The following is a 14,784-nucleotide window of genomic DNA, read 5'->3' as shown; positions in this document are numbered from 1 at the left end:
CCTGCCGCGGACTCCCAGGGTGGGGGCACCCCCGCCGAAGGCAGGGGGATTACGGTGACGGACACCCGGGGGCAGACGCCCCCGTACGACAGATTCGGCGGCGAGCAGCCGCCGCAGCATGCCCCGTCGCCGCAGCAGGCCGGGCAGCCGTACCACCCGCCGCAGGCGTATCCCTCGCCCCAGGGCGGTGGCGGCGTGCCGCAGGCGGGCGGCGCTGTGCGCCGGCCGCGGACCGGGGCGCGTACGACGCCGCGTACCCGCAAGGCGAGACTGCGGGTGGCCAAGGCCGATCCGTGGTCGGTGATGAAGGTCAGCTTCCTGCTCTCCATCGCGCTGGGCATCTGTACGGTGATCGCGGCCGCGGTGCTGTGGATGGTCATGGACGCGATGGGCGTTTTCTCCACGGTCGGCGGGACGATCAGCGAGGCCACCGGCTCCAACGAAAGCAATGGCTTCGACCTTCAGTCGTTCCTTTCGCTGCCGCGGGTGCTCGTCTTCACCTCGGTCATTGCGGTGATCGATGTGGTGCTGGCCACAGCGCTGGCGACGCTCGGGGCGTTCATCTACAACCTGTCCGCGGGGTTCGTCGGTGGCGTGGAGCTGACCCTGGCGGAGGACGAGTAACCAATTTTGGCACTGCCCCGGACGTGCGCTAATCTTCAGAGGTCAGCGCGCAGCGCGGCGGGGCTATAGCTCAGTTGGTTAGAGCGCATCCCTGATAAGGATGAGGCCACAGGTTCAAATCCTGTTAGCCCCACAGTTGTGATTCGGCCCGGACGAGCTTCTCTGTCCGGGCCGATCGCTTTGTCCGGGGCCCGAGTTGGGGCGTTCGCCGGTCCCTCGGACGTCGCACGCAGGTCACCGATCGGTATCGGTCGGTGTGTATAGTCGGGCGCCAGAAGTCCTCATACGTCAAGGAAAGACGAGGTCGCGCGGTGAAGAAGCTTCTCCTGGTCGCACTGGCCGCCATCGGCGGGCTCCTCGTGTACCGCCAGATCCAGGCGGATCGCGCCGAGCAGGATCTGTGGACGGAGGCGACCGACTCCGTGCCCGCAGGTTCGGGTGTGTGAGACGCAGCAGTCTTGGTTCGAAGCCCCGGTCGCGGAAGCGGCCGGGGCTTCCTGCTGCCCCGAAGCATGCCCGCTGCACGCGCCCCCTTCTGCCGTTGCGTGACCGTGACAATCTTGCTCTTGAGTTCACCCAAGCAAATCATTAACTTGCAAGAGCAAACTTCGGGGACTCGGGAGGGGAACACGGGTGAAGGCACGACTGGGCCGCCGTACGACGGTGGCCACGATCGGTGCGGCGCTGCTCGCCCTGGCGGCGGGCCCGCTGCCGGCGGCGAGCGCTGCCGGGCAGGTCGGGCAAGCGGAGCGGAACGGGCAGGCTGGGGAGGCGAGTCGGGCGGGGCAAGCGCGGCAGGCCGAAGCGCCGGACGGCAAGAGCGGCCTGGTGATGGTGCTCGACTCCTCCGGCTCCATGGCCGACGACGACGGCAGCGGGCAGAGCCGGATGGACTCCGCCCGCGCGGCCGTGGGGACGGTCGTCGACGCCCTCCCCAACGGCTTTCCCACCGGTCTGCGGGTCTACGGCGCCGATCGGCCCAAGGGCTGCACAGACACCCGGCTGGTCCGGCCCGTCGAGCCGCTCGACCGTGCGGGCATGAAGCAGGCCGTGGGGGCTCTGCGACCCAAGGGCGACACCCCCATCGGACTCTCGCTGCAGAAGGCTGCCGAGGACCTACCGAAACCCGCGGACGGCACGATCGGGACGCGGACGATCCTGCTGATCTCCGATGGCGACGACAACTGCGGCTCTCCGCCGCCCTGCGAGGTCGCCGAGCAGCTCTCCAAGGACGGCATCGGGCTGCGCATCGACACGGTCGGCTTCCAGGTGCGGGGCGCGGCGCGCCAGCAGCTGGAGTGCATCGCGAGGGCGGGCAACGGGCGCTACTACGACGCGCCTGACGCCAAGGCGCTTGCCCGCCAGCTTCAGCGCTCGGCCCAGCTGTCGGCCGACGGATACCGCTTCCGCGGCAAGCGGGTCGAGGGCGCGCTGCCGCGGGACGCGGCGCCCACTCTCGTACCCGGGCAGTATCTGGACACGATCGGACCCGGTGAGCAGCGGTACTACGCGGTCGACCTGGATGCCGAATCCACTGTGGAGTTCTCCGCGACGGCGGTGCCGCAGCCCGGGGCGGCTGTCGACACCCTCGACGTCCTGCGCACCAGGATTGCGTACGGCACTGACAGTGCCTGCGCCACCAGCACGGAGCACTTCTTCCAGAAGGAGGGAGCGACCCCTCTGACCTCGGCCGTTGCCCGGATTCCGAGCGAGAAGGGCACGAGTGGCTGCGACAAGGCGGGCCGGTACTGGCTGGTCGTCGAGCGGGAGAGCAAGAAGGACTCGGACGCCGCGCGCTGGCCGCTGGAGCTGACGTACGGCGTCGAGCAGCCGCTGCCCAAGGATGTGACGCCGGCTCAGTCGCAGCCTGAGTACGGGAAGGGCGACAAGGACGCCCCGCTGCCGATCGGGGACCCGCGTGACGTGACGGGCGGCACCGGCTTCAACGACGCCAAGGAGATCGGGCAAGGCGTGTGGCGGGACAAGGTGTTGCCGTCGCAGACGCTCTGGTACAAGGTGCCGGTCGGCTGGGGGCAGCAGCTGCGGAACGACGTGGAGTTCGCCAACGAGCCCACTGTGGAGGGCTCTTCGTCGGTGTGGTCCTACGGAGCGACGCAGGTCTTCACGCCGGGGCGGGCGCCGGTCGGCGGAGGCACCGGGGAATTCAGCCCGCGGGCCATCTACAACGGCCGGCCCATGGCGCTGGAGATGGGCACCGTGCCGGTCGCCTGGACCAACCGCCACGAGTCTCACCCCAATGTCGTCCCGGTGCATGCCAAGGGCGGTTTCTACATCGCCGTCACGCTGGGCGCGAAGGCTGCCGAGATCGCCGAGAATCCGCAGATCGGTGTGGTGCTGCGGGTGGCGGTGATGGGCGACGAGCTGGCCGGGCCGCAACACAACGCGCCGGTCCTCGCGAACAAGGCGGACAAGAAGGGTGATTCGGCTGCCCGCGCAGACAGCGAAGCGACCGGCGGGGCAGGATGGACCGGCACCACGATCGCCGCGGCAGCAGGCGGGGCGGTCATCCTGATCGCGGGCCTGGTGCTCGTACTGGTACGGCGCAAGCCGACGACGGGCGCCACGGACACGACCACACCAAGGAGAAGCGCGTGAAGAGGCAGCGCGGCAGGGGCCGGGTGGCGCTGGCCGGCATGGCGGCGATGTGCGCGGTGGCGGCGCTTCCCGGGCAGGCGTGGGCGGTCGGCGAGCCCAATCCGTACGTCTTCGACAGCGAGGCCAAGGCGGTGCGGGGCTCGGCGGTCAACAGCGATGGACCGCCCCTGACGGCCGGATCGACCTACAAGGACACGATCAAGCCCGGCGGGAAGCGCTACTACCGTGTCGACCTGGACGCCAAGATCAATGCGTACGTCTCGGCGGTGGCCGTCCCCAAGCTGGCCACCAAGGTCGGGTACGCGGACAAGCTGACGGTCAGCATCGAGGACCGCTCCGGGACCAAGTGCGGTGACGACGATGCCCAGTTCGGCTCCGCCACGTACGCCAGGCCGGTCGCCGCGTACGCGGACCGGACGATCAACAAGGAGAGCAGCAGCTGTCAGGAGGCGGGCGCGTACTACGTGCTTCTGGAGCGTTCCAGTGAGGGCACATCGACGCCCGAGCCATGGGACGTGGAGATCCGTTTCGCCTCGGAGCCGGGTCTGAAGTCCGCCGGCCCGACGGCACCGCCCGAGACCTGGCCGTCCGCATCGCCCGCCGCGCCCGGCGGCGGGCCGGAGAAGCGGCAGGGCGGCACGAGCTTCACCGACGCCACCGGCCTCGCGCAGGGCGAGTGGCAGGACGAGATCAGGCCCGGCCAGACGCTCTTCTACCGGGTGCCGGTCGACTGGGGACAGCAGATCTTCGCCAGCGCCGACCTCGGCACCAGCGCGGCGGACGACAGCGCGGAGGGCGTCGGCAACGCCCTCGTGCTGGCTTTGCACAACCCGGCCCGCGGGATCGTGCAGGACGCGTCGAGCGTGTACTACGACGGCAAGCAGAAGTCGCTGGCGATGGATCCGCTGCCGCCGGTGGCGTACGAGAACCGCTACGACTCCGACTCCTCCACCAAGGCCATGCGGTTCGCCGGCTGGTACTACCTCTCGGTCACGCTCAACCCGGAGGTCGGCGAGGAGTTCGGCCAGAAGCCGATCTCGCTGACCCTGCGGGTGAACGTCGAGGGCGAGGCGAACAGCGCTCCGGCGTACGCGGGGCCCGCGGGGGACTTCGAGGTCACCAAGGACGACCAGGAGGCCGCCGCCAGCGGGAAGAACGCGCCGGAGGCGGCGAAGAGCAACACGATGCAACTGGTCGCCGCCGCGGGGATCGGTGCCGGGGCCGTGCTGGTGCTCGGGCTCGGGGTGTGGATGCTGCTGGCGCGGCGGCGGACGGCGAGCGCGGACGCGACCGCGGCACCGGGGCCCGGGCCGGGGGCGGGGGCGGGGGCGGGGGCGGGTCCGGTGCCTGGTCCTGTCGGTCAGGGGCAGGTGCCGGGGCAGGCACCCGGGCAGGCGCCGACGCCGGGGCAGTACGGGCCGCCGCCCGCCTGGTAGGTCAGGACTGGTAGTTCAGGACTGGCGGCTCAGGACTGGGTCAGCGCCCAGATGCCGACCGCGAAGCAGAGCAGAGCAACGATCAGCACCGGGACCGCAACCTTCGGGGGCGGTCCCGGTCGCTTTGTGCCCGCCGTCGGAATCGGTGCGTGCGGGAGCGGAACCTGCGGGCTCTGAGCGGTGTAAGCACGAGTAAGAGCTTGTTCGTACTGCGCCGGGGCGGTCGGAGCTGTCTGAGACTGCGCGGGCTGCTGGGGCGCTGGGGCGTAAAGGGGGGAGGCGCTGTGCGCCGGTACGGGTGTGGGGTTGGGAATCGGCGTGGGGGTCGGTGTCGGAGTCGGCGTTGGCTCCGCGGCCGCAGGCATGGGGGGAGGAGTGGACGGCTGCGCCGCGTACGGCAGTTGTGTGTTGTGCTGCTGTACGGGCGGCTGCTGCGGCGGCGGGGCCAGATGGAAACTGCCCGTCTCCGACAGGGGGAGCGGCTGCTGCACGGGAGCCTGCGCTCCCTGCTGGCCTGCCTGGGGGTCGGTTACGGGACCGGTGGGGCCGAATCCCGCGGGGAGCGGCCCGATCTGGTCGAAGACCTCGACGGGCTCGTCGCCGGCTCCGGCCTCAGGCAGCATCTCCACGGCCGCCGTGAGCGCCTTGCGCGCGCCCGTGGCAGTGCGGAACCGGGCCTGCGGGTCGGGCTGCAGCAGACCGGCCAGCACCTGCCACAGCGGTTCCGGCATGCCCTGGGGGGCGCCGGGAGTGCCGTGGCTGGCGAAGTGCTCGACCAGCGCCCGGGAGTCGGGCTTCTGGCCCTGGAGCAGATAGAGCGCGACCAGTCCGACCGCGAAGAGATCGGCCGTGAAGTCCGGCTCCGCGCCCATCATCTGCTCGGGCGCGAAATAACCGGGCGTGCCCACCACGTAGTTGGTCTCGGTCAGCCGCGGCTCGCCCTTGCGCATCGAGATCCCGAAGTCGGACAGCCGCAGATGCGGCCGTCCGGTCCCGGTGGCCTCCAGCAGGATGTTCGCCGGCTTGATGTCGCGGTGCACGACCCCCTCCGCGTGCACCGCGGCCAGACCGGACAGCAGCTGATCGAGCAGGGTGCACACAAAACGGGGCGGCAGCGGGCCGTAGTCGCCGATCACATGCGCCAGCGACCCGCCGCTCACCAGGTCCATGGTGAACAGCACCTTGTCGTCGTCCGCGGCCCAGCTGGCCGGGGCGAGGACATGGGGATGATCGATCCGCAGTGCCTGCTCGCGGACGAAGCGCAGCAGGGTGTGCGCATCGCTCTGCTGCAGCACCTTGGCCGCCACATAGCGGCGGCGCCGGTGGTCCCAGGCGCGCCAGACCGCACCGACACCGCCGCGCCCGATCGGGTCGATCAGTTCATACCGACCAGCGAAGACCTCACCCATTGCGCTGCGCCCGCTCCCCGTTCCCTTGTGAGGCGCCCTGCCTCGATCAGCTCTGGTGCGCCTCGTAGTGGGCAACCGCGTCCGCGGTGCGCCCGGCACCGTACACCCGGAGGAACTCTGCCAGTTCGGGGTGGCTCGAGGCGAGGGAGTCCGCCGCATCGATGATGTCGCCCGCCGCCGAGACGGAGCGCAACAGCGACTGGATCTCGCGTACGACGCGGCGCACCGTCGGTGCGCCAGAGCTGCTCGTGCTCTGGCTGGTGCCGGTCAGCACGGAGCCGCCCTGCGACTTCTTGATCTCTTCCATCCGGTCGGTGGCCTCGACCGCGCTGACGCTGCCGTCGGCGACCTGACTCGACAACTCCTGGAGCGCCTGCACCCGTTGGACCACCGCAGGGTTGCCGATCTTGGCCCGCTGGCCGCTCATCAGCTGGGAGAGCATCGGCGCCGACAGCCCGAGCACCGCCGCGAGGCGGGCCTGGTTCAGACCCAGATCATCGATGAGCCGACGGAAGAGCGCCCCCAGCGGCTCTCCGTACCAGCTGCGCTGCAGCTCTCTGGCTCTTGCGGTCGTTTCCTGCTGTGTGGCTTCCATCGCGTCTCCCCATCGCTTCCCCAAGCGGGCTTCGCTGCTGCGAACCTCGCCGAGCATCTTACGGAGCGTGGTCGCCGACCGGGAGCCCCAATCCTTTTGCAGGATCACGGGGGTCACCCGGTACTCTGGTCTGCGGCGGTGGCCGAGGCACGTTTCTGCTCGGTCGTATCCACCTTTCCGGGGCCTTAGCTCAGTTGGTAGAGCGCTGTCTTTGCATGGCAGATGTCAGGGGTTCGACTCCCCTAGGCTCCACGCTTCAAGACCCCCTTTGACCTGTGGAAACGCGGGTCGGAGGGGGTCTTTTGCGTCGATCGGCGCGAAGGCGCGTACCTTCGCCGCGTGACTAGCCGCCCGTGCGGCCGAGCCGGGCCTCCTGGCCGTCGAGTACTCGCTGGAGCCCGTAGTCGAAGTCGTCATCACGGATCTTCTGCGGATCGCGGATCCTTGCCCCGCTGTGCGGACTGCCCCTCCCGCAGCGCTGGCGGGCCTTTCGTCGGACGCCGGCTCCCGTCATCCTCATCCGCGACCACAAGGCTGACGCGGATGAGGCCGGCCGGTGGCGGAGCAGGCCATCGCCGCGGGCACGAGCTCGTAACCGGGCGGATGCTCCGGCGGCCACCCGCGCCGGAGCATCCGGCCGCGACATTCGCTCTTGTGGCCTTGCGGCCCTGCTCACGCTGCCGATTTGGGCTGTTGCCGGGGCCGCCGCTGGACCGTACGGGTGGTGTTCATCGGAAGAACTGCACGGCGGCGGCGTAGATCCCCCACTTCCCAAGATGCGTACACATCATGAGGAAGGTATGTAGATCGCTCAACCTGAAAGTGAGGGGTCATGGCCGCCTTCAAGGTCAAGAACCTGTGGACCGCGTTCATCACCGCGTTCTTTGCGCTGCTTGCCTCGGTGGGGCTGACCACTGCCGCCAACGCCGCTCCGAAGTCGGCCGTGCGGACGCCGGGCCGACTGGACCTGCCGAAGCAGGCTCGTCCGCAGGGCGTCCGGGCGACGGTGCCTGTCCCTGGCACACGATGGAGCAGTACACGGTGGAGCCCCCTCGCGCGCGGCTGGTCAGTGCCGCCCACCATCAAGCAGCGCATCCGCGCCGAGGCCCATGGCTCGTCACCCGCCACCAGGCACCGGCCCGTGGTCGACGCCGACAGCGCCGACAGCGTGCTGCGCACCGTCTCCGCCCCCGGCGCGGATCCGGCGCTCGCCGCCGCATGAGGCGCCGGGAGCTCACACTCCTCCCGACGCCACCGGCCACAAAGGCGGTATGCGATCAGCGACGGTCGTCGCGGTCCCCAGACTCCGCATCGGCCTGCTTCGCCTGCACCTCAGGATCGAGATCGCCCTGTCCAGTGCCGTCGACTGACGTCAGCGGTGCGCGGTCGGAGACCTCCGTGGCGGCGGGCGGTTCCACCAGCCAATCGGGGTTGGCCTGCTTGTCCCACCACTTCCAGGCGGCGAAGGCGCCACCCGCCAGCGCGCCGGCGACCGCGAGACCCTTGGCGAGACGTCCGGCCTTGGCCCGCCGTTCGTGCTTCCTCACCAGCTTCTGAATCTCCTTCGCCGTCACCTGTCCGCGCAGAGCGGCCAGCGCGGCAGCGGAGCGGGCCGCAGCCTGTTCCCCTACGGGCTGAGCGACGGCCACCGCGTGCTCGACACGCGGAACCGTGTAATCCGCCGCCTGCCGAGCGGCCTTACGGGCCCGCACCGCAGCTCGGTGTGCGGCCTTGTCGACCTTTGGCGGCACATGCGGCGCCACTCGCGCGTCGTACTGATGACGGGCCTGATTCGCGGCCTTCGAGACTTTGGGCGCGAGCCGTACACGAGCCTCGTGCGCATACTGCGCGGTCTGGTGCTTGGCCGTCCCGGCGTAGGGCGCCACCACTTCCGCGGCGTGCAGCACGCTCTCCTTCGCCGTACCGGTCGCGGCGCGCACGCTGTCGATGCGGGTCACGGGATCCTCCTCCTCGGTGGCGTTCTGGGGCGCTGGGGTTCATCCCCAGTTGGGCACAGTTTCGCCTTTCCACCCGTTTGAAAATCATGCCTGTTGACGGCCACCTCGGCACGCGGGGCGGGCATCCGGGTCATGTAGGGAGCTTTGCGGACGACGATGCCACGGTTCGCCCTGCAGCGCGCCGCTCGTGCGACGACTCGGTGCCTTTTATCCGTAGGCGGCCCTTCCGTGCGAGGATCGGAGGACGTCAGAGCAGACTTACGGAAGGCAGACCGTGGCCGAGCAGCTTTACGCCACCCTGAAGACCAACCAAGGCGACATCGAAATCCGGCTTCTGCCGAACCACGCGCCCAAGACGGTCAAGAACTTCGTCGAACTCGCCACGGGCGAGCGTGAATGGACCCACCCGGCGACCGGCAAGAAGTCCACGGACAAGCTGTACGACGGTACGGTCTTCCACCGCGTGATCAGCGGCTTCATGATTCAGGGCGGTGACCCGCTGGGCAACGGCACCGGCGGCCCGGGGTACGAGTTCGGAGACGAGTTCCACCCGGATCTCGCCTTCGACAAGCCGTACCTGCTGGCCATGGCCAACGCCGGCCCGGGTACCAACGGCTCGCAGTTCTTCATCACCGTGTCGCCCACTGCCTGGCTGACCCGTAAGCACACCATCTTCGGTGAGGTCACGAGCGAGGCCGGGAAGAAGGTCGTGGACGCCATCGCGGGTACCCAGACCAACGCGCGCACCGACCGCCCGGTCAACGACGTCGTGATCGAGTCGGTCGTCGTCGAGACCCGCGAGGGCTGATTCCCGGATGATCCCCCGGGTGTGATCCCGTGTGATCCCGTGGTTTCCGTGTGATCCCACGTCGTGATCCACGCGTGATCCCCAGGGAACCTTTTCGCCCCGCCCGTCCGTATGGATGGGCGGGGCGGTGTGTTGAGCCGGAGAGATTGTGGGGACCTCATGGACCAGGCGCCAGGCAGTCCGCAGGAGCCGCAGGGCACGCAAGGCCTGCCGAGCTGCTACCTGCATCCGGGCCGCGAGACGGGCATCAGCTGCACCCGCTGCGAGCGGCCTATCTGCCCGGAGTGCATGGTCAGCGCCTCGGTCGGCTTCCAGTGCCCGGAGTGCGTCCGTACCGGATCCGGTACGGGACACGCCCCGACCGCCAACCGGCCGCGGACGCTCGCGGGCGGCACCGTCGAGGCCGACCCCTTCCTGATCACCAAGATCCTCATCGCGGTCAACATCGCGGTGTATGGCGTGGTGCTCGCGCTCGGCGACCGCTTCGTCGCCGAGATGGAGCTGATCGGACTCGCCCGCAATCCACAGCTCGGCGGCGAAATCGTCGGAGTGGCGGACGGCGAGTGGTACCGGCTGATCACCGCGACGTTCCTGCACCAACAGGTGCCGCACATTCTGTTCAACCTGCTGAGCCTGTGGTTCCTGGGCAGACTCGTCGAACCGGCCCTCGGTCGCACCCGTTATCTCGCCGTCTATCTGCTCTCGGGCCTCGGCGGCAGCGCTCTCGCCTATCTGCTGACCGTCCCCTACCAGCCCTCGCTGGGCGCCTCGGGCGCGATCTACGGCCTGATGGGTGCGTTCGCCGTACTCGTACGGCGTACGAACCTCGACATGCGGCCGGTCATCGCTCTGCTCGCGCTGAGCCTGCTCTTCACCTTCACGTGGTCGAACATCTCATGGCAGGGGCACATCGGCGGCCTGGTGGCCGGCGGTCTGATCACCCTCGGCCTCGTCTACGCACCGCGCCAGCACCGCACCCTGGTGCAGGTCGGGACCTGTGCACTCGTCTTCCTGCTCGCCGTGGCGGCCGTGCTGGCGAGAACCGCCTCGCTCACCTGAGCGAGACCTTTCCCCAAAGTTGTCCACAGCGTGTGGCGGATCTTGTGCATGCTGTGGGGAACAAGCGTGCCCCTCGTCGCTGAGCTGGGTTTTCCCAGCAGGGACAAGGGGCGGGCTGCTTCACCAAGATGGCCGATGCAGTCACACCGGCGTCAATGCTCCGAGGGTTATCCACAGATCGTCTGACCTTTTCCCCACTGTGGACAACGCTGTGGATAACCTCAGGGCAGGGCTTGACGGCCGGGCTGCGGAAAAGCTACTTCCACTGAGTGGAGACGCCGAAGCCCGCGGCGATGAAGCCGAAACCGGCGACGATGTTCCAGTTGCCGAAGCTCTTGATCGGCAGGTCGCCCTCGGTTACATAAAAGAGGACAATCCAGGCGAGACCGATCAGGAACAGCGCGAGCATCACTGGTGCTACCCAGCTACGGCTGGTCAGCTTGATGCTCGTCGCCTGCTTCGATGCCGGCGGCGGCGTGAAGTCGGCCTTCTTGCGGATACGTGACTTCGGCACGAGGGACTCTCCTGTCGATGCGCTGCGTGACCGCGCAGGGAACTGTGGCTGGCGCCGGGGGCTGTAGCGAGGGGGACGACTGCCTCCCCCGGGCGTCCGTTAGCGTAGTGCTTCCGCGGCGCCTGAGGAGCTAAGGGTACGTTGAGCAATTCTGCCGACGCCCCCCAAGGGCCGGTCAACCGCTTCGAGGGACAGAAAGGTGGGCGAGCTCGATGAGGGGTGGTGGCGGGGTGATGGGCGGGACTGCCCGGCTGCTGACGGCTGCCGTCTTCGCCCTCGCCGGGCTGATCTTCGTGACCAGCTTCAACACCGCCAAGGGCACCAATATCCGTACGGACGCCTCGTTGCTGAAGCTCTCCGACCTGATCCAGCAGCGCAGTGCGAAGAACGGCGACCTCAACGAGACCACCGCGGCGCTGCGCGGGGACGTCGACGCCCTTGCCCAGCGCGACGACGGCTCCACCAGGGCCGAGGACGCCAAGCTCGGCGCCCTGGAGACGGCGGCGGGCACCAAGAAGCTGAGCGGGCCCGCCCTCACGGTCACCCTCAACGACGCCCCGCCGAACGCTCAGGCCGCCCCCGGCTACCCCGAGCCGCAGGCCAACGACCTGGTCATTCACCAGCAGGACCTGCAGGCCGTCGTCAATGCCCTGTGGAAGGGCGGCGCCAAGGGCATCCAGGTCATGGACCAGCGGCTGATCTCCACCAGCGCCGTGCGGTGCGTGGGCAATACGCTGATCCTGCAGGGCCGTGTCTACTCCCCGCCGTACAAGATCACCGCTGTCGGTGACCAGGACGCGCTCAAGAGGGCGATCGCCGCCTCTCCGGCGATCCAGAACTACCAGCTGTATGTGAAGGCGTACGACCTCGGCTGGAAAGTCGACGAGCGTGAGGCGGTGACTCTCCCCGCCTACTCGGGCACAGTGGATCTCCACTACGCGAAGCCCGTTGGGTAGTGCTTGGGGGAGCCGTGTCGGTGCGCCTGGTCGTCAGGACCTTCAGCGAACTCTGCATCACCGTCGGCACGTTGATTGTCCTCTTTGTGGCGTATCTGCTGTTATGGACCGGTATCAAGGCCGACAGTGCCACTCACAGCCAGATCGACAGGCTCCAGGACGAATGGTCGCAGGGCCCGGTCGCGGCCCCCGCGCCCGCACAGACGGCGTCGCCCGCTCCCCGGACGTACGAGGACGGCAAGCCCTTCGCCGTCATGTACATCCCCCGTTTCGGCGGGAGTTGGGACTGGCCGGTCCTGGAGGGCACCGGGACCGCCACCCTCAAGAAGGGCCTCGGGCACTACGCCTCCACCGCCGCGCTCGGCGAGAGCGGCAACTTCTCGGTCGCCGGCCACCGGCGCACGTACGGCGATCCCTTCAAGGACTTCCCGGAGCTGCGCGCCGGGGACGCGGTGGTGCTGACGGACGGGACGACCTGGTTCACGTACCGCATCGAGAAAGAGCCCTACCGCACCGTGCCGAGCGACGTCGGCGTCATCGACCCCGTCCCGCGTAAGTCCGGCTTCGACGGGACGGGGCGCTATCTGACGCTGACCACCTGCGACCCGGAGTGGGGCAGCAGCCACCGGCTGATCGCCTGGGCGCATCTGGACGCCACCCAGCCTGTGACCGACGGCAAACCGGAAGCTTTGCGCAGCTGACCCATGTGCCCCTGCCGCCCTTTAGTCTGGTGCGGTACCGAACGGAAAGGGACAGCATGTACGGCTGGATCTGGCGGCATCTGCCGGGCAACGCATGGGTGCGGGCTTTCATCTCGCTCGTGCTTGCCCTCGCGGTCGTCTACGTGTTGTTCCAGTACGTCTTTCCGTGGGCGGAGCCGCTGCTTCCGTTCAACGACGTGACGGTCGACGGAGCGGGGGCGGCCCGATGAGCGCCCGCATCCTGGTCGTCGACAACTACGACAGCTTTGTCTTCAACCTCGTCCAGTACCTGTACCAGCTCGGAGCCGAGTGCGAGGTGCTGCGCAACGACGAGGTGGCCCTCAGGCACGCACAGGACGGCTTCGACGGGGTGCTGCTCTCCCCCGGGCCCGGCACGCCCGAGCAGGCCGGTGTGTGCGTCGAGATGGTGCGGCACTGCGCGGACACCGGCGTTCCGGTATTCGGCGTCTGCCTGGGCATGCAGTCCATGGCGGTGGCGTACGGCGGTGTGGTGGGCCGCGCCCCCGAGCTGCTGCACGGCAAGACCTCGCTGGTCGCGCACGAGGGCAAAGGTGTCTTCGCCGGGCTGCCCTCGCCCTTCACCGCGACCCGCTACCACTCGCTGGCCGCGGAGCCGGCTCAGCTGCCGGACGAGCTGGAGGTCACGGCACGAACTGCGGACGGCATCATCATGGGGCTGCGCCACCGCGAACTGGCCGTCGAGGGCGTGCAGTTCCACCCCGAGTCGGTCCTGACCGAGCACGGGCATCTGATGCTCGCCAACTGGCTGGAACAGTGCGGCGACACCGGGGCGGTCGGGCGTTCTGCGGGGCTCGCACCGGTGGTGGGCAAGGCCGTGGCGTGAGTGGTCCGCGCCCTGAGGACGGGTACGAGTACGACCCGCTGACGGACCCTTTGCCGCCGGGGGAGAGCGGCTCGCCGTGGTTCCGGGCGACCAGCGTTCCGGAAGAGGAGGAGCAGGCTCCGCCGCCGTCCCCGCCCCCGCCCCCGTCCCCGCCCCCGCAGGAGTGGTCTGACTACCGCCAGTACTCCGTGGACGACTCTGGGGGCTATCAGCGGGACTGGTACGCCCAGCCGGAGGCGGCGCGGGTACCGGAACCGGGGCCAGTACCCGTAGCGCGCCCTGAGCCGGAGCCCGTGCCTGTGCCAGCGCCGAGGCCGGAGCGGATAACCGAGCCGGCGCCGGTGCCCGACCCGATTCCGGTACCTGACGACGAGACCGTCGCGCTGCGTAGGGCTGACACCCGGCGCGCGCTGGAGACCCCCGCAGGCCCCGGCCGGGCGGAGCGCCGCCGGGCGGCCAGGGCCAGGGGCCGTAAGCGCCCTGAGCCTGCCGCCCCGACGACTTCCGAGTCCGGCAGGCCCCTTTCGCGCGTCGAGGCCCGCCGTGCCGCGCGTGCGGCGAAGGACAGCCCCGCCGTCATCGCCAGCCGTGCCATAGGTGAACTCTTCATCAGCTTCGGCGTGCTGATGCTGCTGTTCGTCACGTACCAGCTCTGGTGGACGAACATCCGCGCCGGTCAGCAGGCCAACCAGGCGACGAACAAGATCCAGGACGACTGGGCGAACGGCCGCAAGCCCGATGCGTTCGAGCCCGGGCAGGGCTTCGCCATAATGCACATCCCCAAGCTGGATGTCGTCGTCCCGATCGCCGAGGGCATCAACAAGCCCAAGGTCCTCGACCGCGGAATGGTCGGGCATTACGCCGAGGGGAAGCTGAAGACCGCGATGCCGTCGGACAAGTCGGGTAATTTCGCGGTCGCGGGCCATCGCAACACTCACGGCGAACCGTTCCGGTACATCAACCGTCTCGAGCCGGGGGACCCGATCGTTGTTGAGACGCAGGACGCGTACTACACGTACAAGATGGCGAGCATCCTCCCCCAGACCTCGCCGTCGAACATCGGCGTCATCGGCCCGGTGCCCCCGGGTTCCGGGTTCACGGAGCCGGGCCGGTACATCACGCTGACGACGTGTACACCCGAGTTCACGAGTACGTACCGCATGATCGTGTGGGGCAAGATGGTCGAGGAACGGCCGCGCAGCAAGGGAAAGCCGGACGCGCTTGTCGGCTGAGACAGCTGAAG

17 protein-coding genes and 2 tRNA genes are annotated in these 14,784 nt (G+C 69.0%); 14 read left to right on the top strand and 5 right to left on the bottom strand.

Annotated features, from left to right (window positions below):
- Positions 1 to 54 precede the first annotated feature (54 nt).
- The 5 genes from ACFYWY_RS05175 to ACFYWY_RS05155 all read left to right on the top strand — a co-directional run bounded on the left by ACFYWY_RS05175 (position 55) and on the right by ACFYWY_RS05155 (position 4,676).
- A complete protein-coding gene (locus tag ACFYWY_RS05175) occupies positions 55 to 624 on the top strand; it encodes a DUF3566 domain-containing protein (protein WP_389179921.1) in 570 nt (189 codons plus the stop codon).
- Positions 625 to 683: 59 nt separating this feature from the next.
- Positions 684 to 757: transfer RNA gene (locus tag ACFYWY_RS05170), tRNA-Ile, on the top strand.
- 178 nt (positions 758 to 935) lie between these two features.
- The gene (locus tag ACFYWY_RS05165; protein WP_003958712.1) at positions 936 to 1,070 is read left to right on the top strand and encodes a DLW-39 family protein; all 135 of its coding nucleotides are present in this window, start codon (positions 936 to 938) and stop codon (positions 1,068 to 1,070) included.
- A gap of 187 nt (positions 1,071 to 1,257) precedes the next feature.
- On the top strand, positions 1,258 to 3,240 hold the full coding sequence (locus tag ACFYWY_RS05160) for a VWA domain-containing protein (RefSeq protein WP_389179918.1): 1,983 nt from the start codon (positions 1,258 to 1,260) through the stop codon (positions 3,238 to 3,240).
- The gene (locus tag ACFYWY_RS05155) at positions 3,237 to 4,676 is read left to right on the top strand and encodes a hypothetical protein (RefSeq protein ID WP_389179915.1); all 1,440 of its coding nucleotides are present in this window, start codon (positions 3,237 to 3,239) and stop codon (positions 4,674 to 4,676) included. Before ACFYWY_RS05160 ends, ACFYWY_RS05155 begins: the two co-directional genes overlap by 4 nt.
- Positions 4,677 to 4,705: 29 nt before the next feature.
- On the opposite strand, the gene ACFYWY_RS05150 is transcribed toward ACFYWY_RS05155, so the two are convergent.
- Both ACFYWY_RS05150 and ACFYWY_RS05145 read right to left on the bottom strand, forming a co-directional pair.
- On the bottom strand, positions 4,706 to 6,085 hold the full coding sequence (locus ACFYWY_RS05150; RefSeq protein ID WP_389179912.1) for a serine/threonine-protein kinase: 1,380 nt from the start codon (positions 6,083 to 6,085) through the stop codon (positions 4,706 to 4,708).
- 46 nt (positions 6,086 to 6,131) lie between these two features.
- Positions 6,132 to 6,680 carry a helix-turn-helix domain-containing protein gene (locus ACFYWY_RS05145; RefSeq protein WP_389179909.1) on the bottom strand — a complete coding sequence of 183 codons (549 nt, stop codon included), beginning with the start codon at positions 6,678 to 6,680 and terminating at the stop codon, positions 6,132 to 6,134.
- A gap of 179 nt (positions 6,681 to 6,859) precedes the next feature.
- Here ACFYWY_RS05145 and ACFYWY_RS05140 point away from each other — a divergent pair.
- Positions 6,860 to 6,932 (top strand) — tRNA-Ala (locus ACFYWY_RS05140).
- Positions 6,933 to 7,023: 91 nt separating this feature from the next.
- Here ACFYWY_RS05140 and ACFYWY_RS05135 read toward each other — a convergent pair.
- Positions 7,024 to 7,194 (bottom strand): hypothetical protein, encoded by a 171-nt coding sequence (locus ACFYWY_RS05135; RefSeq protein WP_389179906.1) that lies wholly within the window; start codon positions 7,192 to 7,194, stop codon positions 7,024 to 7,026.
- Between the two features lie 318 nt (positions 7,195 to 7,512).
- On the opposite strand from ACFYWY_RS05135, the gene ACFYWY_RS05130 reads away from it, so the two are divergent.
- Complete coding sequence (locus ACFYWY_RS05130) at positions 7,513 to 7,902, top strand: DUF6344 domain-containing protein (RefSeq protein ID WP_389179903.1); 390 nt, start codon at positions 7,513 to 7,515, stop codon at positions 7,900 to 7,902.
- Between the two features lie 55 nt (positions 7,903 to 7,957).
- Here the strand turns inward: ACFYWY_RS05130 and ACFYWY_RS05125 are convergent, their stop codons facing one another.
- Positions 7,958 to 8,638, bottom strand: coding sequence for a DUF5324 family protein (locus tag ACFYWY_RS05125; RefSeq protein ID WP_389179900.1), 681 nt, complete (start codon positions 8,636 to 8,638; stop codon positions 7,958 to 7,960).
- A 274-nt stretch (positions 8,639 to 8,912) separates the two neighbouring features.
- Between ACFYWY_RS05125 and ACFYWY_RS05120 the strand changes: the two genes are divergently transcribed.
- Both ACFYWY_RS05120 and ACFYWY_RS05115 read left to right on the top strand, forming a co-directional pair.
- Complete coding sequence (locus tag ACFYWY_RS05120; protein ID WP_389179897.1) at positions 8,913 to 9,446, top strand: peptidylprolyl isomerase; 534 nt, start codon at positions 8,913 to 8,915, stop codon at positions 9,444 to 9,446.
- A gap of 159 nt (positions 9,447 to 9,605) precedes the next feature.
- Positions 9,606 to 10,505 carry a rhomboid family intramembrane serine protease gene (locus tag ACFYWY_RS05115; RefSeq protein ID WP_389179894.1) on the top strand — a complete coding sequence of 300 codons (900 nt, stop codon included), beginning with the start codon at positions 9,606 to 9,608 and terminating at the stop codon, positions 10,503 to 10,505.
- Positions 10,506 to 10,761: 256 nt separating this feature from the next.
- On the opposite strand, the gene crgA is transcribed toward ACFYWY_RS05115, so the two are convergent.
- Complete coding sequence (gene crgA / locus ACFYWY_RS05110; protein ID WP_142214706.1) at positions 10,762 to 11,019, bottom strand: cell division protein CrgA; 258 nt, start codon at positions 11,017 to 11,019, stop codon at positions 10,762 to 10,764.
- 233 nt (positions 11,020 to 11,252) lie between these two features.
- Here crgA and ACFYWY_RS05105 point away from each other — a divergent pair, with 233 nt between their 5' ends.
- Genes ACFYWY_RS05105 through ACFYWY_RS05085 form a run of 5 tightly spaced genes read left to right on the top strand, consistent with a single transcriptional unit; the run spans position 11,253 to position 14,773 of the window.
- Complete coding sequence (locus ACFYWY_RS05105; RefSeq protein ID WP_389179890.1) at positions 11,253 to 11,975, top strand: DUF881 domain-containing protein; 723 nt, start codon at positions 11,253 to 11,255, stop codon at positions 11,973 to 11,975.
- A 14-nt stretch (positions 11,976 to 11,989) separates the two neighbouring features.
- On the top strand, positions 11,990 to 12,676 hold the full coding sequence (locus tag ACFYWY_RS05100) for a class E sortase (protein WP_389179887.1): 687 nt from the start codon (positions 11,990 to 11,992) through the stop codon (positions 12,674 to 12,676).
- A 56-nt stretch (positions 12,677 to 12,732) separates the two neighbouring features.
- Complete coding sequence (locus tag ACFYWY_RS05095; protein WP_307662312.1) at positions 12,733 to 12,906, top strand: hypothetical protein; 174 nt, start codon at positions 12,733 to 12,735, stop codon at positions 12,904 to 12,906.
- Positions 12,903 to 13,541 carry an aminodeoxychorismate/anthranilate synthase component II gene (locus ACFYWY_RS05090; RefSeq protein ID WP_389179884.1) on the top strand — a complete coding sequence of 213 codons (639 nt, stop codon included), beginning with the start codon at positions 12,903 to 12,905 and terminating at the stop codon, positions 13,539 to 13,541. The genes ACFYWY_RS05095 and ACFYWY_RS05090 overlap by 4 nt, the downstream gene beginning before the upstream one ends.
- A complete protein-coding gene (locus tag ACFYWY_RS05085) occupies positions 13,538 to 14,773 on the top strand; it encodes a class E sortase (RefSeq protein WP_389179881.1) in 1,236 nt (411 codons plus the stop codon). Before ACFYWY_RS05090 ends, ACFYWY_RS05085 begins: the two co-directional genes overlap by 4 nt.
- Positions 14,774 to 14,784 lie beyond the last annotated feature (11 nt).

Source organism: Streptomyces sp. NPDC002870 (assembly GCF_042888505.1).
GTDB lineage: Bacteria > Actinomycetota > Actinomycetes > Streptomycetales > Streptomycetaceae > Streptomyces.
The sequence above is the reverse complement of the archived record's forward strand: the minus strand, read 5'-3'. Positions and strand labels throughout refer to the sequence as shown.